21 protein-coding genes and 1 tRNA gene are annotated in these 20,258 nt (G+C 60.1%); 3 read left to right on the plus strand and 19 right to left on the minus strand.

Translation table 11 applies throughout. The annotated features are described in order from the left end of the window. Window positions 1–290 precede the first annotated feature (290 nt). Both ACODTO_RS28145 and ACODTO_RS28150 read left to right on the plus strand, forming a co-directional pair. The gene (locus tag ACODTO_RS28145) at window positions 291–1,478 is read left to right on the plus strand and encodes a cyanate transporter (protein WP_139645258.1); all 1,188 of its coding nucleotides are present in this window, start codon (window positions 291–293) and stop codon (window positions 1,476–1,478) included. Window positions 1,479–1,607: 129 nt separating this feature from the next. Continuing rightward, complete coding sequence (locus tag ACODTO_RS28150; protein ID WP_175363058.1) at window positions 1,608–2,519, plus strand: DMT family transporter; 912 nt, start codon at window positions 1,608–1,610, stop codon at window positions 2,517–2,519. Window positions 2,520–2,562: 43 nt separating this feature from the next. Here the strand turns inward: ACODTO_RS28150 and ACODTO_RS28155 are convergent, their stop codons facing one another. The 6 genes from ACODTO_RS28155 to ACODTO_RS28180 are packed head-to-tail and all read right to left on the minus strand — an operon-like array spanning window position 2,563 to window position 9,465. Then, window positions 2,563–3,978 carry an amidase gene (locus ACODTO_RS28155; RefSeq protein WP_139645269.1) on the minus strand — a complete coding sequence of 472 codons (1,416 nt, stop codon included), beginning with the start codon at window positions 3,976–3,978 and terminating at the stop codon, window positions 2,563–2,565. Between the two features lie 2 nt (window positions 3,979–3,980). Beyond that, window positions 3,981–5,321: an aspartate aminotransferase family protein gene (locus ACODTO_RS28160; protein ID WP_175363053.1), complete on the minus strand. Its 1,341-nt coding sequence runs from the start codon at window positions 5,319–5,321 to the stop codon at window positions 3,981–3,983. After that, window positions 5,299–6,423, minus strand: a complete 1,125-nt coding sequence (locus ACODTO_RS28165; RefSeq protein WP_489107390.1) for an aminotransferase class III-fold pyridoxal phosphate-dependent enzyme — start codon at window positions 6,421–6,423, stop codon at window positions 5,299–5,301. Before ACODTO_RS28165 ends, ACODTO_RS28160 begins: the two co-directional genes overlap by 23 nt. 9 nt (window positions 6,424–6,432) lie before the next feature. Then, the gene (locus ACODTO_RS28170) at window positions 6,433–7,314 is read right to left on the minus strand and encodes a TauD/TfdA family dioxygenase (protein WP_139645250.1); all 882 of its coding nucleotides are present in this window, start codon (window positions 7,312–7,314) and stop codon (window positions 6,433–6,435) included. After that, window positions 7,289–8,851 (minus strand): AMP-binding protein, encoded by a 1,563-nt coding sequence (locus ACODTO_RS28175; protein WP_489107391.1) that lies wholly within the window; start codon window positions 8,849–8,851, stop codon window positions 7,289–7,291. Before ACODTO_RS28175 ends, ACODTO_RS28170 begins: the two co-directional genes overlap by 26 nt. Beyond that, the gene (locus tag ACODTO_RS28180) at window positions 8,848–9,465 is read right to left on the minus strand and encodes a thermostable hemolysin (protein WP_175384685.1); all 618 of its coding nucleotides are present in this window, start codon (window positions 9,463–9,465) and stop codon (window positions 8,848–8,850) included. The genes ACODTO_RS28175 and ACODTO_RS28180 overlap by 4 nt, the downstream gene beginning before the upstream one ends. Before the next feature lie 170 nt (window positions 9,466–9,635). On the opposite strand from ACODTO_RS28180, the gene ACODTO_RS28185 reads away from it, so the two are divergent. After that, the gene (locus tag ACODTO_RS28185) at window positions 9,636–10,571 is read left to right on the plus strand and encodes a LysR family transcriptional regulator (protein WP_175363049.1); all 936 of its coding nucleotides are present in this window, start codon (window positions 9,636–9,638) and stop codon (window positions 10,569–10,571) included. A gap of 121 nt (window positions 10,572–10,692) precedes the next feature. Here ACODTO_RS28185 and ACODTO_RS28190 read toward each other — a convergent pair. From ACODTO_RS28190 to ruvC, 13 genes are all read right to left on the minus strand, one after another. Further along, window positions 10,693–10,768: transfer RNA gene (locus ACODTO_RS28190), tRNA-Lys, on the minus strand. A gap of 63 nt (window positions 10,769–10,831) precedes the next feature. Then, window positions 10,832–11,506, minus strand: coding sequence for a 7-cyano-7-deazaguanine synthase QueC (gene queC / locus ACODTO_RS28195; protein ID WP_175363057.1), 675 nt, complete (start codon window positions 11,504–11,506; stop codon window positions 10,832–10,834). 19 nt (window positions 11,507–11,525) lie between these two features. Then, entirely contained in the window at window positions 11,526–12,173 is a 648-nt protein-coding gene (gene queE / locus ACODTO_RS28200; protein ID WP_041021787.1) for a 7-carboxy-7-deazaguanine synthase QueE, read from the minus strand. A 167-nt stretch (window positions 12,174–12,340) separates the two neighbouring features. Further along, window positions 12,341–13,177, minus strand: a complete 837-nt coding sequence (gene ybgF, locus ACODTO_RS28205; RefSeq protein WP_139645240.1) for a tol-pal system protein YbgF — start codon at window positions 13,175–13,177, stop codon at window positions 12,341–12,343. A gap of 6 nt (window positions 13,178–13,183) precedes the next feature. Continuing rightward, complete coding sequence (gene pal / locus ACODTO_RS28210) at window positions 13,184–13,684, minus strand: peptidoglycan-associated lipoprotein Pal (RefSeq protein WP_024779460.1); 501 nt, start codon at window positions 13,682–13,684, stop codon at window positions 13,184–13,186. A 52-nt stretch (window positions 13,685–13,736) separates the two neighbouring features. Next, the gene (gene tolB / locus ACODTO_RS28215) at window positions 13,737–15,038 is read right to left on the minus strand and encodes a Tol-Pal system beta propeller repeat protein TolB (RefSeq protein ID WP_041021168.1); all 1,302 of its coding nucleotides are present in this window, start codon (window positions 15,036–15,038) and stop codon (window positions 13,737–13,739) included. After that, window positions 15,035–16,093, minus strand: a complete 1,059-nt coding sequence (gene tolA / locus ACODTO_RS28220; protein ID WP_139645239.1) for a cell envelope integrity protein TolA — start codon at window positions 16,091–16,093, stop codon at window positions 15,035–15,037. The genes tolB and tolA overlap by 4 nt, the downstream gene beginning before the upstream one ends. Beyond that, window positions 16,093–16,545, minus strand: coding sequence for a protein TolR (gene tolR / locus ACODTO_RS28225; protein WP_161796096.1), 453 nt, complete (start codon window positions 16,543–16,545; stop codon window positions 16,093–16,095). The genes tolA and tolR overlap by 1 nt, the downstream gene beginning before the upstream one ends. A gap of 23 nt (window positions 16,546–16,568) precedes the next feature. Next, the gene (gene tolQ, locus ACODTO_RS28230) at window positions 16,569–17,264 is read right to left on the minus strand and encodes a protein TolQ (RefSeq protein ID WP_042728759.1); all 696 of its coding nucleotides are present in this window, start codon (window positions 17,262–17,264) and stop codon (window positions 16,569–16,571) included. After that, entirely contained in the window at window positions 17,254–17,721 is a 468-nt protein-coding gene (gene ybgC / locus ACODTO_RS28235) for a tol-pal system-associated acyl-CoA thioesterase (protein WP_139645237.1), read from the minus strand. Before ybgC ends, tolQ begins: the two co-directional genes overlap by 11 nt. Before the next feature lie 125 nt (window positions 17,722–17,846). Further along, window positions 17,847–18,908: a Holliday junction branch migration DNA helicase RuvB gene (gene ruvB, locus ACODTO_RS28240; protein ID WP_139645236.1), complete on the minus strand. Its 1,062-nt coding sequence runs from the start codon at window positions 18,906–18,908 to the stop codon at window positions 17,847–17,849. Continuing rightward, window positions 18,909–19,517 carry a Holliday junction branch migration protein RuvA gene (gene ruvA, locus ACODTO_RS28245; protein WP_024779454.1) on the minus strand — a complete coding sequence of 203 codons (609 nt, stop codon included), beginning with the start codon at window positions 19,515–19,517 and terminating at the stop codon, window positions 18,909–18,911. A gap of 112 nt (window positions 19,518–19,629) precedes the next feature. Further along, window positions 19,630–20,154 (minus strand): crossover junction endodeoxyribonuclease RuvC, encoded by a 525-nt coding sequence (ruvC, locus tag ACODTO_RS28250; RefSeq protein WP_024776477.1) that lies wholly within the window; start codon window positions 20,152–20,154, stop codon window positions 19,630–19,632. Window positions 20,155–20,258 lie beyond the last annotated feature (104 nt).

The following is a 20,258-nucleotide window of genomic DNA, read 5'->3' on the forward strand; positions in this document are numbered from 1 at the left end:
TTGCGGCAATGTTGACTGTGCCGCCGTCTTCGCGGGCAAGCCCGGCTCCCACAGGTCTGCTGGCGTAGGCAAATGCTGCCTACACCCGACTCCAATGTGGGAGCGAGCCTGCTCGCGATAGCGGTGGGTCAGCTTGTGGCAATGTTGACTGTGCCGCCGTCTTCGCGGGCAAGCCCGGCTCCCACAGGGTTGATGAGCATTTAATCTTTCAATATTCCTGCCCAGTTTTCAGTTTGCCCCTGCCCTCCTTTCCCGGCCTAAATGGCATTTTTATCAGCCAAGGCTCCGTTATGGAAAACGTTCGAACTTCAAGCACCCACGCCGTCTGGCTGATGGTCAGTGTGGTGTTGGTGGCGCTGAACCTGCGACCTTCGATGGCGGCGGTGGGGCCGTTGTTGTCAGCCATTCGCGGCGAGGTGCCGTTGAGTTTCAGCACCGCCTCGCTGCTGACCATGCTACCGGTCATGGCCATGGGCCTGGCGATGTTCCTGGGCATGCGCATTGCGCTGCGCATCGGTGAACACCGCACCATCGTGCTCTCGCTGCTGATCATTGGCATCGCCACGGCGTCGCGCCTGTATCTGGACAGCGCCGCCGAGCTGATTATCAGCGCCGTGGTGGCCGGGGTCGGGATCGCACTGATTCAGGCGGTGATGCCGGCGCTGATCAAATCGCGTTTCAGCGACAACGTTTCGCTGTTCATGGGGTTGTATGTCACCTCGATCATGGGCGGCGCGGCACTGGCGGCATCATTTTCCCCCTTCGTCCTGACACAGACCGGCAGCTGGCGTATCGGCCTGGCGATCTGGGCGGTGCTGGCGCTGGTTGCCCTGGGTTGCTGGTACGCCCAGCGCTCGGCCGTCACACCGTTACCCGAAGCCCCGAGCCAGAACAAGGAGTCGTTCTTCGCCAATGGCCGGGCCTGGTTGCTGGCGATTTTCTTTGGCCTGGGCACCGCGTCCTATACCTGCGTATTGGCCTGGCTGGCACCGTACTACGTGGAAAAAGGTTGGAGCGAACAGCACGCGGGCCTGTTGCTGGGGTTCCTCACGGCGATGGAAGTGCTATCGGGCCTCGTCACCCCGGCAATCGCCAACCGCAGCCAGGACAAGCGCCTGGTGCTGGCCGTTCTGCTGGCCCTGATCATGGGCGGTTTCTGCGGCCTGATCCTCAGCCCTGAACGCTTCAGCCTGCTGTGGCCCTGCCTGCTGGGACTGGGTATCGGCGGCCTGTTCCCGATGAGCCTGATCGTATCCCTCGACCATCTGGACAACCCACGCCGGGCCGGTGGCCTGACGGCGTTCGTGCAAGGCATCGGCTATCTGATCGCTGGGCTTTCACCCTTGATCGCCGGGATGATCCGCGATCAATTGGGCAGCTTCGAATGGGCCTGGTGGTCGCTCACTGCGGTCATGGCACTGATGATCCTGATGGTGTTGCGCTTCAATCCCAAGCAGTACGCGCGGCACATCAGCTAGCGGAACCGGTCGCGTCGCTGAAAAAAGGGCCGCAATGAATGCGGCCCTGTCTTTATCCCCCTACCCATGACGGCCGACGGATTTGCCCATCATGACGTTCCAGTTCTCGAACACAGGAATAAGACCTTGATGAAACACGTCGGTTTTGCAGCCGCTCACTGGGGCATGCTTATCTGGGCAATGCTGATCGCCTCGTCGTTCTTCGCAGCGGCTCAGGTCAGCCATTCGATCGACCCGATTCTGCTCACGGGCTTGCGGCTGCTGTTTTCAGCCTTGCTGTTCCTACCGCCGTTGTTGCTGAAAAACACCTCGCCCATCACTGCCAAAGGGTTGCTGGCCCACGCAGTGCTCGGCCTGTTGCTGGCGACCTATTTTGGTTCGTTGTTCGAGGCTTTGCGCTACACCTCGGCGGTCAATACCGCGACGCTGTACACACTGGTGCCATTGATGACCTTGTTCTTCGAAGTGTTCCTGCTGCCCAGTCCAAACCTCAAGAGCCGCCTGCTGCCCATGCTGATCGCGGCGGCCGGCGCCGTATTGCTGACGCTTAAAGGTGCAGTGCCGGGGCAGATGCCGGCGCTTTATCCGGTGCTGGTCTTCGGTGCCGGTTGTGTGGCGATGGCGCTGTACTCGCCCCTTAGTCAACGATTCAAGGCCAAGGCACTCAAGGGGCGAGATCCGGTGGCGATGACGTTCTGGAACATGCTGTTCGGCTCACTGTTTCTCTTGGTGTTCTGCCTGTTCAGCGGCGGCTGGCGCAGCGGCCTGCAATTGTCGATGCTGGATATCGGCTGGCTGGTGTACCTGGCCCTGTTCGGCACCCTCGCCACGTTCTGGCTGTTGCACCGGGCCATCGGGGTGATCGCACCGTCCACAGTGATTTCCTACGTATACCTCAACACCCTGTTCGTGACGCTGCTCAACTGGTTCTGGCTCAGGCAGCAACCGATGGCGCTCGAAATCATCGGTGCCGGGCTGGTAGGCCTGGGGATGCTGGCGCTGGTGATTTCAAGCCGCAATGCCAGAACCGTTACGGCTTGAAATCGCCCCAGGCTTTGTACGCTGGCGCGACGCACATGCAACGCTAGTACGCCGACGCCGAACGAGGTGCAACCGGGCTCCAGCGCTCCAGTTCCCGTTCAAGGAAAGCCGCCACTGCCAGCAACCGCTCCTCCTGCCAGTGCGGCCCGACAATCTGGATGCCGATGGGCATTCCCGTGGCCTCATCGGTTCCGGCGCGGATCACCACCGCCGGTGAACCGCTGAGACTGAACGGGAACACGAAGGCATAGCGGTTGCGATCCTCCAGGGATTCTCCATGACGGAACGCAACGTCCGGAAATACCGGGCAGATGAACAGGTCGTGTTGCTTGAAGAACTTCGCCAGTTGATAGCGGAATGTGTCGATCGCGATCCAGTCGCGCTTGACTTCGTCCACGGTCAATTCCGCCGCTTCGCTCATGTCCAACAACTGGGCGATGGCCGGGGTGAAACGGCGCTTGTTCATCGACTCGAACAGCTGTCGCCAGCCGCGCCCGGCGTCAGCACCGGTGATGAACACCCGCCATAGCACATCGCAGGCCTCCTCGAGCATCGGCGGTGCCACCGGACTCACCTGCGCCACGACCTGACTCAGGCACCGTTCGACCTGCTGCAACACCTCGCTCACCCCGGCACTGACGGGCGTGCGGTCCGACTCCGAAAACAGCGCGACCCGCAGGCTGGCCAGCGGCTCACTTTCGGCAAACGGCACGTCGACGGTGTCTGGATCCTGTCCGTCGGCACCGCTGATCAGGGGCCCGAGCAACGCCAGGTCATCGACGTAGCGCCCCATCACGCCAAAAGCCGAGGTCATGTGAAACAAACCGGAGCGGTCGTTGGGAAACTGGCCGGTTAATGGCACCCGGCCCTGGGTCAGTTTCAAGCCGCAAATGCCGTTGAAGTGCGCGGGTATCCGCACACTGCCACAAGCATCGGAGGCCAGCCCGGCGGGCGAACACCCGGCGGCGATCGCCGCCGCCTCACCACCACTGCTGCCGCCGGCGGAGCGTTGCAAGTCATGGGGATTGAGGGTGCGGCCATAGATCAGGTTTTCGGTCTCGAAGGCCATGCACAGTTCAGGCACGTTACTGATGCCCAAGATGATCGCCCCGGCCTGCCGAAGCCGGGCGACGGCCGTGGCGTCCTGCTGGCTGACGTCGCCCAGCAACTCCTCCAGCCCTCGGGACATCTTGAATCCCTGGACGTGGAGGACGTCCTTGATGGTGATGGGAATACCGTGCAGCGGACCACTGATCTGGCCGACGCGCGCCATCTCATCGGCTTCGCGGGCCTGGCGCCGCAAATCCTCCACGGGCGCCAGTTGGATCAGTGCATTGATCTGCCGATTACGCTCGGCGATCCGCTGCAGGTAGAACTCCAGCAGCGTGACGCTGGTCAGCACGCCACGTCGCAACAGACCAGCCATTTCCCGCAGGGTCAGCGAGTCGGGGTTGAACATATTCACGACGCCTCCTTGCTGCGCAGCCACTTGTTGGGCAACTGGTACATGTTGCGCACCACCAGGGAGAATGCCTTGACCGCCAGCTTCGGCCGCCGGTCGATGGCCTCCAGGGCCTCTTCGATCATTGCCAGGACATGGCGCAACGCATCGGGCGAGATGCTCAACGGTGGGTAAAAGCGCAGCACCGGACGCTTGGCCTTTTCATTCATCGAATGGCCGGCATGAATGCCGCGCTTGCTCAGCTCCATGCTCATCAGGGCCTCATAGACCGAACCGCGCAAGCGCAACCCCGTCATCAGTCCCACCCCCGGCACGTCCTCGACGATGTGCGGATAGCGCAGTGCCAGGCGTTGCAGACCGTGGCGCAGCAAGCCGCCGTTGATCTGTGACTGCTCCACCAGGTTGTTCTGCTCGATGTAATCGATGGCCGCCAGCGCCGAGGCGCACGCCACCGGATGCCCGCCATTGGTGCGCGTATCAGGCTCGATTTCACTGAGCGGGAACTGCGTCGCCAGGCGCTTGCTGTACATGGCGCAGGCAAACGAGGTGTAGCCGCCGGTCAGGCCCTTGGAGAGGATCATGATGTCGGGCACCACGTCGTCATATTGCACGGCGAACCATTTGCCGCAGCGACCGAAACCGGTCTGGATCTCATCCGCCACCAATAGGGTTCCGGTGGCATCGCACAAGGCCCGCAGATTGGCCATGTAGCCCAGCGGTGGCACCTGCAGGTGCGCGCCGCCCAGGATCGGTTCGACATACACCGCGCACACGCCCTCGCCGACGGCCTTTTGCAGGGCCGCAAAATCACCGTAGGGCACATGGGTCACGTAGGGCGCTGCGATGCCATAGCTGCTGTGGTTTTGTCGTTGCCCCAGGATGCTCATCGCCGCCAGGGTTTTGCCGTGGTAGGAGCCGCTCATCACCACGATCCCGCGCCGGTGTGGTTGGATACGCAACGCATAGCGCAGGCTCTGCTCGATGGCCTCGGCCCCAGAGACCATGTACTGCACGTCCCCCCACTCCCCCGGCACCAGTTGGCACAGACGTTCAGTCAATTTGTCCTGGAGCGGATGACGCCGACCCTCCGGTACCCAGGCCATCTGGTTCAGTTGCGCTTGCACCTGCTCGCGGACCATCGGGTTGCGATGGCCGACGATGAACACGCCGTAGCTGCACGCACAGTCGATAAAGCGCTTGCCGGTGTGGTCGGTGACGTGAATGCCATCGGCCTGTTGCTCGACGCTGGTCTTGCCCAGGCGATAGAGCTTGGCCGCCGAGGCGCTCCAGTACCGCTGGCAATCATCCAGCAGTTGTTCATGCGGCCTGAGTAAGGACATGGCTTAGGGTCTCCTTGATGATGTTTGCGGCACGTTGAACGTGTTCGGGGCGAGCGGTGATCGGGCAACGCAAGATCAATTCGCGGCCACGGGGCACACTGACATAGACGCCTCGCTGGTAAAGGGCCTCGCACAGGACACTCGGCTGCAGGTCATCGGCCAGCGGCAGGCTGACCCAGCCGCCCTCGGCCACGGCGCCGAACGACGCCAGGGTCTGCGCCAGTCGCTGACCGTTTTCCAGGCATTGGCGGGGCGAGTCGTGGGCCTGCACATAATCCAGCGCGGCCAAGGCCGCCACGCAGGCCATCGGATTACCGGCCGTGGTGCTGCCATGCTTGGCCGGGCTGCTGCGTCCATAGACCTGCCAGGCCATGCGCTCGCTGCAGGTATAGGTGCCGATGGGAATCGCACTGCCCCCCAGCGCTCCACCGAGCACGACAATGTCCGGGACACAACGATAACGCTGGAAACCGAACAGCGTGCCCAGGCTGCCGAGGCAGGTCTGGGTATCCACCGCGATCACCGGCACCGAGGCTTGCGCCGCACGGGCATGCAAGCGCTCGACCAGGGCCGGTTCGAGCATTTGCAATCGACCGTTCGCATCGAGACGGGTACTGCTGTGGCAGACCGCGAAGCAATCACTCCAGTCCACCGAGTCCAAGTCCGCGAGATGACGAATCGCCACGCGCTTGAAGCCCTGGAAATGTTGCACGTCCAGGTCGCCCTGCGCGGCGTTGAGGCAACGCCCGTAGGTCAGTGAGCCGTAATCACCCCCCTGGATAAACACGATGGTGTTGCCCTTCGGCTTGAGCCCCTTGCATAACTTCAAGGCGCCCTCGAACGCTTCATCACCGGAACTGCACACATAGGAACTGACCAACGGCTCAGGCAGCAGCTCGGCCAGACGGCGGCACAAGGCAATCAGCGGTGCAGACATCAGTACCCGGTTGGACAAGCCCATGATCTGCGCCTGACGGGTGACCGCATCGATCACCGCTGGCACCTGGAAGCCAAACCCGCCGGTCAGGTCGATGATCTGCCGACCATCGCCGTCGAGGTACGTCTCGTACTGCCCGCCAATAATATATTTATCGTTATTCATGGCACCCTCTCAGCGATAGCTCAGCGCATTGAAAATGCGTCGACGTTCATCGACGATGGTTTCACGACCGTGCATGACCCGACGGTTATCGATCATGACCACGTCATGGTCACGCCAACCCACCGGAACGGTGTACTGGGCGGAGACTTCGGCGATTTCGGCCAGGAACTCGGCGGGAATCACCTGCCCATCCACCGTATCGATCACCGGCGCCTCGTAGTTGAACGAAGGCCCCAGGATGCTGTTCGCAAACGCCGGGCGCTGGCTGAACGCAGAGGTAAGGATCGCCGGCGTGCTGAAGGCGTAGTGCATCGAGTCATCGGCCGGGTTGAAGGAAATCTGCGTCTGCGGGTCATTGCCAATGATCTGCAACAGATCCTCGATGACCACGTCTGCCGGGTTCGACAGAGTCGGCGAATAATGACAAACCAGCCGGCGCCACTTTTCCCCCGCCACGGTGCGGCTGTAGCGAATAGGGTTGTTTTCGAAGAAGCTGCGGCAGCCCGGGGACAGCCTCGCCAGCACTTTCTCACCGTCGCAGATCGTGGTTTGCGAACCCTTGCGCGGCGCTTCCTGGCAATAGAACCAGGTCATGTCCGGCCAGAACGGTGAATTGCCGTTTTCGCAATGCAGGCCGACCGCCTGATGTCCGGCATCCACCAACTGCGCGGCACCACCGACCATGACCCGTGCAGGGTCCAGGCTCAGCCGGGAACTGTTTTGCTTGACGTAGGCGCTGAACGCCTCGGCGTTGTGGATACAGTTGCGAAACAGCACGACACCGTAGTGTCCCAGCAGCTCATACAACTCGGCCTTGCCCAGGCTGGCGAAGTGGTGCGACTCGACGATGGAGACGTCCGGGTTTTCAAAGTGAAAGGCAGGTGTGCTCATTGGATGCGTTCCCTTGCAGAGTGGAAAAAACAGTGGCGATATCGGCGCGTTTCGGTCGGCCGGTGACGGTGTAGAGTTGTTCGATCAACGGATCGTCCTTGGCCAACAACCAGAGCCGGTTCGGTCGTTCGATGTCGGAGAAACGGCCAGTCGACCAGCTAATCAGTTCATCCCTGGCCGGCGTCGACTCGACACACAGCAACGCCACAAGACCGTGCTGCTCATCGAAGAACACCGCGGCGTCGTTCACGCCCGGGTATTTGCGATACTCCAGCTCGACCTGCTCGGGGCTGACATTGCGGCCGTTGGGCAGGCAGATCACGTTCTTCTTGCGGCCATGCACGTAGAGGTAGCCGTCTTCGTCGAGCATCCCCAGGTCCCCGGTGTCCATCCAGCCGTCATCCGACATGGAGCACGCGCTGGGGTCCGTCCCCGAGTAACCGCTGAACAGAGAACTGCTCTTGACCTCGATGGTCTGGTCGGCGCCGATCCGTACCTGAACATGGGGAAGCGGCTTGCCGACGCTGCCTAAGCGCTGCTCTTCAAAGGTGTTCATGCTGACCACCGAGGCGTTTTCCGACAGTCCGTAGCCCTGGTACACCTCGATACCTTGCTCGGCCAGATCGTGCAGGGCGTCGATACTCACCGCCGCGCCGCCGCAGGTGATGTGAGCCCCGGACTTCAGGTAACTTGCCAGCCGCGCCCCCGCCTCGCCGCCATCGTTCAATTGTTCCAGGAAGCGATTGATCATGACTGGCGGCACCGTCAGGGCCGTCGGCTGGACCTGCAGGATCCAATCGACCAGACGCTGCGGCGAAGCCCCAGGCTCGCCGAGCAATGCTTCGCTCGGCGGCAGGAAATGCACGGTCCCACCGGCCAGGAGCGGCAGATAAGCGGCGGTCACCTGTTCAAGCAACAAGCTCAACGGTACCAGCGACAGATACCGACAATGGGCATTGACCGGCATGCGTTCGCGCAACGACGTCAGCACCGCGCCCACCGCGTGATTGCTCAAGCGCACGCCTTTCGGCCGGCTGGTGGTGCCCGAGGTGTGAATGATCTTGCAGATCCAGTCACTCTCTGCGTCCGGTGTGTGTGCCAGCGGCTGCTCGATCACTGGCTCACTGAGACGGCGCAGGCGGCTATCAGGGAAGTTCAGCTTCCAGCGTTGCGCCAGTGTCCGCTGCCCGGCGGCATCCACCAGAAATCCGTCGCAACGCTCGGCCAGATGCTCGGCCTGGGACTGACTGAACGCCAGCGGCAACGGCAAGGCGGTAATCCCGGCAAACAGGCACGCCAGGTCGGCCACCAGCCAGTCGCTGCTGTTGCGCGTCGCAATCCCCAGCACCACTTGATCGCCGTGGGCCGGCGTTGCGAAACGTCGTTGCAGCTCAGCAGCCAGATTAAGCGCTCGGTACTCCAGTTCGCCGTAGGTCAGCGCCACAGACTCGGTGCCCGACGTCCAGTCAACCGCACATACTGCCTGGCGGTTGTCCTGCAGTGCCTGTTTTAGCAGATTGATAAAACCACCGCTCATGGCTGCGCCCTCGCCAGGGTTTCACCGGGCAATTGTGTGAACGAGGTATTGAGCGTCGTGGCGGCGAAACGTGAGCGCTTAGGATCGACCCGGATGAAACCGGTAACCGGCTTCTTGGCGTAATAGGTCCCCCAGTTCTTGCCGCTATCGTCGGCCAGGCGGGTGGGGTCAGCGGTCAACAGCGGCTCGAAATCGATCTGGCAACTTTCCATCATTTGCCGGACCCGAGGCGTAACAGTGCACAACAGGTAATGCCCACCCATGCACCAGGACAACAACGGAATCATATTAACGAGAATCATTCCCGCTGTGAGATGATGGGAAATCAGATTGCCGATCTCGACAATGTTCGAACGCTCGATGGTTTTCTCGAAACGCTGGGACAAGATCTCCTCAATCGGTTGTGTCAGGTATTGTTCGGAAAAAAGAATGCGGTGATCCGCAAAAGTAATACCGGCACACGCGAGTATGCGATCTTCCTGGTCCTGAGTGACCGCAAAGTATTGTGGATTCGGTTCTACCGAAGCCGCGTAAGAACTTCGAAACTTGTCTTTTACTACCTCTGTGGCCTGTACCCATAATGGCGTTTTAGTTTCCGCGACACGTATTTGCATTTCGTCCTCCTCCGTCCCTGTGCAGGATGTCTATAAAAGCGAGGCGAGCATATTTAAGAAAAATCCTACAAGCCATTTAAAAAATAAATTGCATCCGCTAATATATAAATAAACGTCTTTGTCATAAAAACCAGAGACGCTAGCCCATGGATTGTGCCAAGAAGGATCTTATGCTCAATAGCAATTTGCTTAGAAAGCTGGACATGCAGGACTTGATGGTGTTCGTTGCGGTGTACGAACAGAGCAGCGTCACAGAGGTATCCGAAGCCCTCTGCGTCAGCCAGTCAACCGTGAGCTACTGCTTGAAGAAGCTGCGCACCAGCTTCGAAGATGAATTATTCATTAATACCCGCAGTGGCATGCGTCCGACCAACAAGGCCACCGCGATGTACAGTCATATCGTCAAGATTCTTCAGACTATTAATATTTGCCATTCCGGCATTCAAACCTTCGATCCCACACAGAAAGAAATAACCTTCAATATTTGTGCACCGGAATATTTCGAATTATTGATCCTGCCCAAGTTGGTCAAGCGTTTTATTGGCAGCCAATTCCCAGTCATCATCAATATAACGAAATTTCACAAGGATATTCCTGTTGACGAACTGACGGATGGTCGCTTCGATCTAGTGATTTGTTTCGGCCCCAACTTTCATCGCAGCGCCAAGGGCTTGCGCTCGCAAGTATTACTGGAAGATGAATTAGTCTGCGTAGTCGACAGAAACGCCAACTTGCCGGACGAGGCCCTCAGCCTGGAAACATTCGTCGCGTGCCAGCATGTTTTCCCGACGCCCTGGACCTCCGACACCAACATGATTGATGGCTGGCTGGCCCGACAGGGCTATAGCCGGCAGATCGTCGCCCGAGCCAACAGCTACGTGGCGGCGCTCAATATGGTCACCGGGACCGACTTCGTGCTGACCCTGCCCCGACGCATTCAGGCACTGACCTGCGATGAGGCCAAATTCAGCCACCGCAACCCGCCAGCCGGATTACCGAACTTTACGCTGGATATGATGTGGAGCGAGAAACCCGGCCAGGACAACGCCAACGTCTGGTTTCGCGAGCAGATCGTGAAGGTCTGCGCCGAGGACGGCTTGCTCTAAGCCGGCCGGGAACCGCGCGTATCTTCGCGTGGTTCCCGGCCTGGAGCTTTCCTACAGGCAAAAAAAAATCCGGAAATCCTCACTTTCGTGGGCCTTCCAGACTTTTAAAACAGCAAAAAAATGGTGGGTCGTGTGGGATTCGAACCTACGACCAATTGGTTAAAAGCCAACTGCTCTACCAACTGAGCTAACGACCCGCTGTGTGGTGGCGCGTATAATACTGATTTCTAAGGACTATTCAACACCTAATTTGAAATAAATCAAAAATAAGGGGTTGGATCACTCACACCCGCTGCGGCAAAGCCTTCGGCACGCAGGCGGCAGCTGTCGCATTTGCCACAGGCGCGGCCCTGATCGTCGGCCTGGTAGCAGGAAACGGTCAATCCATAGTTCACACCGAGCTTCACACCAGCCCTGACGATATCGGCCTTGCTGAGATTTTGCAGCGGCGCCTGGATGCGGAAGCCTTGCCCTTCCACGCCGGCCTTGGTCGCCAGGTTGGCCATGCGCTCGAAAGCTTCGACGAACTCAGGACGGCAGTCCGGGTAGCCGGAATAATCCACCGCATTGACGCCGATGAAAATGTCACGAGCTTCCAGCACTTCGGCCCAACCCAGCGCCAAGGACAGGAATACCGTGTTACGCGCCGGTACGTAGGTCACCGGTATGCCTTCACTCGGAGCTTCGGGTACAGCGATGGAGCTGTCGGTCAGGGCCGAACCACCGATGCCGTTGAGGTTCAAGCCAATCACCTTGTGCTCCACCACGCCCAGGTCCCGAGCCACTCGCTCGGCAGCGTGCAGTTCAGCGCGGTGACGCTGGCCGTAGTCGAAACTCATGGTGTAGCAGCGATAACCTTCGGCACGGGCCATGGCCACGACCGTGGCCGAATCCAAGCCACCGGACAACAGGATGACCGCTCGTTTTTCTACAATGCTCGTCTGCTCAGTCATATCAGCGCCCCGGCTCGTCATTCCAAAGATATTTATGCAACTGCAATTGCAGGCGCACCGGCAGGTTATCCGCCACCACCCAGTCCGCCAGATCCCGCGCATTCAAGTCGTGATGACTTGGCGATACCAGGACCTCACCGGCTCGCTTGTCGAGCCCATATTGGATCAGCTTGGACACGGCCCAGTCGTAATCCTCCCGCGAACAGATAACGAACTTGACCTGATCGTTGGGCGTCAGCAGTTCGATGTTCTCGTAGCGGTTACGATGCGCTTCCTTGGACCCTGGGGTTTTCAGGTCCACGACGCGACTGACACGCGGGTCGACGGCCGAGATATCCAGGGCGCCGCTGGTTTCCAGCGACACTTCATAACCGGCATCACACAGCTGCTTGAGCAAGGGAATGGCATTGGGTTGTGCCAGTGGCTCGCCACCGGTAACACAGACGTAGCGCGGGCGATAGCCGGCGACTTGCTCGAGGATGTCGTCGAGGGTCCGCAGGGTGCCGCCGCTGAAAGCGTAGGCACTGTCGCAGTATTGGCAACGCAACGGGCAACCGGTGAGGCGCACAAATACTGTGGGCAGCCCGGCCGTTCGCGTTTCACCCTGCAACGAGTAAAAAACTTCGGTGATTCTCAATGTATCTTGCATAGTCGCCACGGGCGTAACAGCTAAACAGGCCGTCCGCCTCCGTCAGGCACTTCAAGGAACCCCGTCATCGCGCAGGCCCCAAAAAGCGTGTTTCAGAAAAAGGGCGTGAATTCTAACGAAAAAACCCGCGACAAGCGCGGGTTTCTTCATTACAGGCTCAAACCGGCTTACATGCGTTGCAGATCGCGCTGGGCCAGCTGTGCGGCAGAAGTTCCCGGATACTGGGAGACCACCTGCTGCAGAATGCCTTTGACCTTGTCGGTGTGACCCAAGCGGCGTTCTACATCAGCCAGCTTGTACAGCGAATCAGGCACCTTGGCATGCTTGGGATACAGCTGGGACACCTTGGCGAATGCCTGGCCGGCACCCTGCAGGTCGCCCTTGGCCAGGTTCACTTCACCCAACCAGTATTGGGCATTGCCCGCGTACTGGCTGCTTGGGTATTTGCGCAGGAAAGCGGCAAAGGCCTGGCTGGCCTTGTCGAAATCCTTGGCCTTGATCAGGTCGAAGGCAGCATCGTAATAGAGCTTTTCCTTCGCCGGATCAGCCGGTTCGCCACTGGCGGCAGGTGCCGGAGCGCTTGCCCCCGCGCCCGCGCCTGCGGCAGCACCGGGGGCGTTCAAGTCGCCACCGGCAGGAGAATTCTCAGGAGTCGCGGCAGGTGCAACACCGCTTCCTATGCGCCGATCAAGATCCTGGTAACGCTCCAGGTTTTCCTGCTTCATGCGCGATACTTCGTTTTGCAGAACTTCAATCGCGCCTTGTTGGCGTGAAAGCTGATCCTGCATTTGCTGCAGTTGGTTGAACAGCTCGCCCTGTGCCGAGACAGGGGCCGAAACCCCTCCCCCGGCATAGGCGCCGTTCGTACCGTAACCTGCAGGCGGATAACTGCTCCCGCTATTGTTATAGCCGGCATCGTTATCGACCACAGGAACCGCAGCCCACACCGCAAGCGGTGCGAGACTGAGAGCCAGAACAGTTACAGCACGACGGCACGTTCGCATGACGAATCAGTTCTTACGCAGTTCGACGCGACGGTTTTGAGCCCAGGACTGCTCGTCGTTGCCGGTAGCAACTGGACGCTCTTCGCCGTAGGAAACCAGTTCCAGCTGAGCTGGGGAAACACCTTGCAGTACCAGGTAGCGTTGAACGGCTTTCGCACGACGCTCGCCCAGTGCCATGTTGTACTCACGAGTACCACGTTCGTCGGTGTTGCCTTCCAGAACAACGCGAGCGCCGTTTGCTTTCAGGTCTTTGGCGTGAACGTCCAGAGCGCGCATGGCTTCTGGCTTCAGGTCCGAGCTGTCGTATTCGAAGTAGAAGGTGGTGATTGCGCGCAGAGCAGCTTCTTCGCTCATGGAGCCGTCAACTGCACCGGTGTTAGCGCCGTAACCAGCGTTTGGATCAACAGCGCCTTCACCGGCGTTGTCGCCGCCTTTGGACGAGCAACCTACAGCTACAGCCATGGCCAGAGCCAGCGCAGCAAATTTACCAAACTTCAGCATTTCCATCGTGAAACTCCTAATGAACCCCAGTGTGTTAAGTAAAACGTATTGCGCCGCGTCAGTTCAGGTAAGGGGACCAGGACGGTTCTCTGACTTCGCCTTGAGCGGTAGGAAGCGGGAGCCTCACGCGTCCATTAATGGACACGAGCATCAAGACTCCCCGGCCCTGCTGGCGGGTGGCGTAGATTACCATGGTGCCGTTGGGCGCAACAGTAGGTGACTCGTCCAGAGTGCTATCAGTGAGGATTTTTACGCTACCGCGCTGCATATCCTGGGCTGCCACCTTGAAATTGGTGAAACCGTCCTGGCGATGGATCATCACCAGGGTCTTCTCGTCCGCCGACAATTTAGGGTTGGCGTTGTAGTTACCGACGAAGGTCACGCGCTCGGCACCGCCGCCACCGGCACTGGTCTTGTAGATCTGCGGCTTGCCACCACGGTCGGAGGTGAAGTAGATGGTCGAGCCATCCTTGCCCCAGAACGGTTCGGTGTTGATGCCCGGGCCGTTGGTGACACGGGAGATCGAACGCGAGGCCAGGTTCATCACATAGATGTCCGGGTTACCGTCCTTGGATAGCACGAACGCCAGGCGGTTACCGTCCGGCGACCAGGCTGGCGCGCCGTTCAGGCCTTCGAAGTTGGTGATCTGCTCGCGGCGACCGGTGTCGATGTGCTGCACGAAGATGCGCGGACGCTTCTGCTCGAACGACACATAGGCGATGCGCTTGCCATCGGGAGCGAAACGCGGCGACAGGATCGGCTCGCGCGATTGCAGCAGGGTGACCGCGCGGGCGCCGTCGTAGTCGGAGCGCTGCAGGGTGTAGCGGGTGTTTTTCTCGGAGAAACGTTCGGCCGTCACGTAGAGCATGCGGGTAGAGAATGCACCCTTGATGCCGGTGAGTTTCTCGAACGACTGGTCGGAGATGTAGTGCGCCATGTCACGCAGTTGATCAGTGCTGCCCGACACGCTGCCGGTCAACACCTGCTGCTCGGTGGCGACGTTGAACAGGGCGTATTGCACCTGCAGGCGGCCGCCGGCCGGAACGATGCTGCCGACCATGATGTACTGGGCGCCCAGGGCCTTCCAGTCACGGTAGATGACTTCGCTGGCCTGGGTGGGCAGGCTGATCATGTTCTGCTTCGGAATCGGCGCGTAGTAACCCGAGTTGCGCAGGTCGTTGCCGATGATTTCCGCCATATCGTCCGGCAGGACGCTACCGCCCTGCCAGCCGAACGGTACGACGGCGATCGGGGTCGCCCGATCGCTGCCGCTGGTGACCAGAATGTTCTTTTCCTCTGCCACCGCTATCCCTGCCAGGCAGCAGATAACGACAAGCATTCCTCGAAGAAGGTTTCTCACAAGGCTAGATCCTCAGGTGTGAATGTCATCTTGAATGAACGATAGGGAGCGAAATCGCTCGACTTCATTCCTTGCATTTCCGTCAATCGTCCAATGTTCTTGACCGCTGCAACCGCCGAAGCATCGAAAGGTCCATCGCCGCTGGACTTGGCCACGCTGACCGAGGCCACCGTACCATCCGGCAACATGCCGATCTGCAATACCACCGTCATGCCTTGGCGCGCCGAAGGTGGACGAGCCCAACCCTCTGCCGCCCGGGCACGAATCAGATCATCGAAGCTACCGGCGACTTCATCGCCTTGCTCATCGGCCAAGGCCTGCTGGCGCTGCGGCGTGTCGGAAAGCAGGTCTGCCAAGGCCTGGGCCTTCTTCTCTTCGGCAGATTTGCGCGCTGCGTCCTGGGCCTTTTTCTTGGCGGCGTCGGCGGCGGCTTTCTTCTTCGCGTCTTCGGCGACTTTCTTTTTCGCCTCGTCAGCTTCAGCTTTCTTCTTGGCGTCTTCGGCCGCTTTCTTCTTCGCGTCCTCGACAATCTTCTTCTTGGCCTCTTCGGCGGCCGCTTTCTTGGCCTCTTCCTCAGCGGCTTTCTTGGCTTCTTCTTCGGCTTTCTTCTTGGCTATATCAGCCAATTGTTTCTCTTCTGCCTTCTTGGCCTCGGCTTTTTTTGCCTCATCGGCTTTCTTGGCCTCGTCAGCTTTTTTCGCCTCGTCGGCCTTCTTCGCTTCTTCGGCCTTTTGAGCGGCTTCCTCTTTCTTTTGTTCCGCCGCCTTTATCGCTTCCTGCTCGACCTTCTTCTGCTCCATCTGCTCGACTTCAGTCTGCCGCGCAGCGGACTTCTTCGCCTCGCCGGCCAGCTTCTGGTTGGTCTGAGTAGTGGCCTGGCTCTTCGACTTGAGCTGATAAAGGGTCGCCTGCACGATCGGCTTGGCCGGCGGCAGCTCCGGCGTCATGGCAAAACTGACGAACAGCATGCCGAACACCAGCACGTGCAGGCCGATTGCCAGGACACTGGGCCAGAAGTAGCTTTCCGAGGCGGACGGCTCTCGCTGTTGCTGCATCAGGGCGCCTCGGTGATCAAGCCAACATTACCGACTCCGGCTTTCTGCAGACCGCCCATCGCGCCCATCACGGCACCGTAGTCGACGGTCTTGTCGCCGCGAATGAAGACCTGAGTGCGCTTGCCGGCATCGTTGCCGACACGAATGATCTTGGTCACCGCATCGGTCATCTGGGGCAGGGTCATGGCCCGGTCCTGCTGCTTCTCGGTATCGACTTCGCTGCCAAGGTTCCAGTAGTAGGTCTTGTCAGCCTTGATCGAAATGGTCAGGACCTGGGTGTTGTTGTCCTGCGGCAAGGCTTCGCTGGAAACCTTGGGCAGATCGACCTTCACGCCCTGATTGAGCATCGGCGCGGTCACCATGAAGATGACCAGCAGCACCAGCATCACGTCGATGTAGGGCACCACGTTCATCTCGGCAACCGGCTTGCGCTTGTTTCGGGCTCGAGCGATTAAAGCCATCGGGAAATACCTGCTTATTCTTCGCTGGTGTGCACTTTGCGGTGCAGGATCGCCTGGAATTCATCGGCGAAGGTGTAGTAACGGCCGATCAGCGTCTCGCTGCGGGCAGCGAAGCGGTTGTAGGCGATAACGGCCGGGATTGCCGCGAACAGGCCAATGGCGGTAGCGACCAGTGCCTCGGCGATACCCGGGGCCACGGTGGCCAGGGTGGCCTGCTGGGCGGAGGCCAGGCCGCGGAAGGAGTTCATGATCCCCCACACGGTACCGAACAGGCCGATGTACGGACTGACCGAACCGACGGTGGCCAGGAACGGCAAGCTCTGCTCGAGCTTTTCTTCCTCACGGGAAATGGCGACGCGCATGGCACGGGCCACGCCTTCCATCACCGCCTCAGGGTCGACGCCCGGCTGCTGGCGCAGACGGGAGAACTCCTTGAAACCGGCACGGAAGATCTGCTCTACGCCCGAATCCGGATCCGGGTTGCTGCCCGCCTGGCGGTACAGCTTGGACAGGTCGATACCCGACCAGAAGCGCTCTTCAAAGCTCTCCAGGGCACGGCGACCGGCGCGCAGCAGGTTGCTGCGCTGAAAAATCATGATCCATGAGGTCACCGATGCGGCTACCAGGGTCAGCATTACCAGTTGCACCACGACGCTGGCATTGCTGACCAGGCTCCACATGGAGGTATGGTCGACGACGTTAGCTTCCACGCTTTATCTCCTGCTCTGAGTGTGTACCCGCGCCGCTCACGCCGGCAAAGGCCGCACGTAGAGCTTCGGGAATGGCCCGGGGTTTCAAACTATGGGTGCGCACACAGGCCACCAAAAACTGCCCTTCACAGAGCAGCGCATTATCCGTAGCCCGCCTGACCTGCTGCTTGAAGCGCAGGCTGACACGGTTCAACTCGATGACATCGGCACTTACCAGAAGCTCGTCGTCCAGTCGCGCCGGCGCGTGGTAACGCGCTTCGCTGGAATGCACGACGAATAACAGATCCTCCCCTGCCAGCGCGGATTGGGCGAAACCCAGTTCCCGCAGCCGTTCGGTTCGAGCCCGTTCCATAAACTTGAGGTAATTGACGTAGTAAACGATGCCGCCAGCATCGGTGTCCTCGTAATAAACGCGACAGCGATGTGCGAACGACTCCAGCCCGTTTTGCGCGCGCATACTCTAGTGCTTACTCCTCAGGTTGCCAATCGGCGGCAACTGTTTTTTCATTCTCGAGTGCATAGACGCTCCGGACGTCGTCTGGGACAGCACAATCCGGAAAAAAGTCGCTGCACAAAAGTCGTTCAATCGTCCACGGCATCGAGGAATTCGTCTACCACCGGCATCTCGCCCATTCGTGTCGGGATGTTTAAGCCGAAGTGCAGGTAAGCATGGCGCGTCACCACCCGCCCGCGCGGGGTGCGCATGATATAGCCCTGTTGGATCAGGTACGGCTCCAGGACATCCTCGATGGTATGGCGCTCTTCGCTGATGGCCGCGGCCAGGCTGTCCACCCCCACCGGACCACCGTCGAACTTCTCGATCATGGTCAGCAGCAGGCGTCGGTCCTGATGGTCGAAACCACGCTCGTCGATGTCCAGCAGGTTCAACGCCAGGTCGGCAATCGGCTTGGTGATGTGGCCCTCGGCCCGGACCTCGGCAAAATCCCGGACCCGGCGCAGCAGCCGGTTGGCGATCCGCGGCGTACCCCGGGCCCGACGCGCCACTTCATAGGCGCCATCCGGGTCCAGTGGCAACCCGAGGATGCCCGCCGAGCGGCTGACGATCGTGGCCAGGTCCGCGTTGCTATAGAACTCCAGGCGCTGGACGATGCCGAAACGGTCGCGCAGCGGGTTGGTGAGCATGCCAGCGCGGGTGGTGGCACCCACCAGGGTGAAGGGCGGCAGATCCAGCTTGATGGAACGCGCCGCCGGGCCTTCGCCGATCATGATGTCGAGCTGGAAATCTTCCATGGCCGGATACAGCACTTCCTCGACGATCGGCGACAGCCGATGGATTTCGTCGATGAACAACACATCGTGAGGCTCGAGATTGGTCAACAACGCCGCCAGGTCGCCCGGACGCTCGAGGACCGGACCGGAGGTGCTCTTGATCGACACGCCCATCTCCTGGGCGATGATGTTGGCCAGGGTAGTCTTGCCCAAGCCCGGCGGGCCGAAGATCAAGGTGTGATCCAGCGACTCGCTACGCCCCCGGGCCGCCTGGATGAACAACTCCATCTGCTCGCGCACAGTCGGTTGGCCGATGTAGTCAGCCAGGCTGACGGGGCGAATCGCACGGTCCTGGACTTCCTCGCGGTCACGGGGCGCACCCGTGGCGGCGATCAGACGGTCAGCTTCAATCACTTAGATCATTCCCTTCAGGGCGCGACGAATCATGTCTTCAGTACTCAAGCCTTTTTCCTTGATGGCGGAAATCGCCTTGCTGGCTTCCTGCGGCTTGTAGCCCAGGGAGATCAGCGCAGTGACCGCGTCGTTCTCGGCACTGGCCGCTGGCACCGGTGCATCCGGCTGGTTCGGCACCAGCGCGAACATGGCCGGTACCGCTTCCCAGGCCTTGAAGCGGTCCTTGAGCTCCACCAGCAGGCGTTCGGCGGTTTTCTTGCCGACACCTGGCACCTTGGTCAGAGCCGACGTGTCCTGGGATTGCACGCAACGCACCAGCTCGTCGACTTCCAGGCTCGACATCAAGGCCAGGGCCAGTTTCGGGCCAACGCCATTGAGGCGGATCAACTCACGGAAGAAATCCCGCTCACGCTTGCCGACAAAGCCATAGAGTAACTGTGCATCCTCGCGCACGACCAAATGGGTGTGCAACGTCAGCGGCTCACCGACCGACGGCAAGCGATACAGTGTGGTCATGGGCACTTCCAGCTCATAGCCCAGGCCATTTACATCCAGAATCAGATGCGGCGGCTGTTTTTCAGCCAGGGTGCCGCGCAAGCGTCCAATCACGTTTCAGATCCTTGGGCATTGACCAGCCGCTGGCTGGCGAATAACAGCCCGGGCATGAAGGCCGACAACACAGGCGCAACAGACTCGGGCATGAATGAGTGCGCTGATGCTATCAGAGACGCAGGCGCCCGCCACGACTGCGTGCGGTTCCCAGACCATGAGGCAACAGGCTGGAACGGGTATGGGCATGGCAAATGGCGATGGCCAGGGCGTCGGAGGCGTCAATCTGCGGCTTGCTGACCAGCTTCAACAGGTGCATCACCATCATTTGCACCTGTTCCTTGTTTGCCGCCCCCGTTCCGACGACCGCCTGCTTGACCTGGGTCGCGGTGTACTCGGCGATCTCCAGGCTCTCCTCGGCGCCCGCAACAATCGCCGCCCCCCGGGCTTGCCCCAGTTTCAAGGCGGAATCGGCGTTGCGCGCCATGAATACCTTTTCGATGCCCATGGTGACCGGGCCGTAGGTCTGGATGACTTCACGCACACCGCGATAAACGATCTGCAGGCGCTCATGCAACTCGCCCGCCCCGGTGCGGATGCAGCCGGACGCGACATAGACACAGCCGCGCCCGGTATCGCGAACCACGCCGTAGCCGGTAATGCGCGAACCGGGGTCGATGCCAAGGATTAAAGTCATAACGCCTGCGGTTTGAAGATGGAATTATTTGAACCTGTGGGAGCGAGCCTGCTCGCGATGGCGATCCTCCTGCAACTTTTTTGCAAACTGGACGATCGCTATCG

The organism is Pseudomonas sp. FG13 (assembly GCF_057809755.1).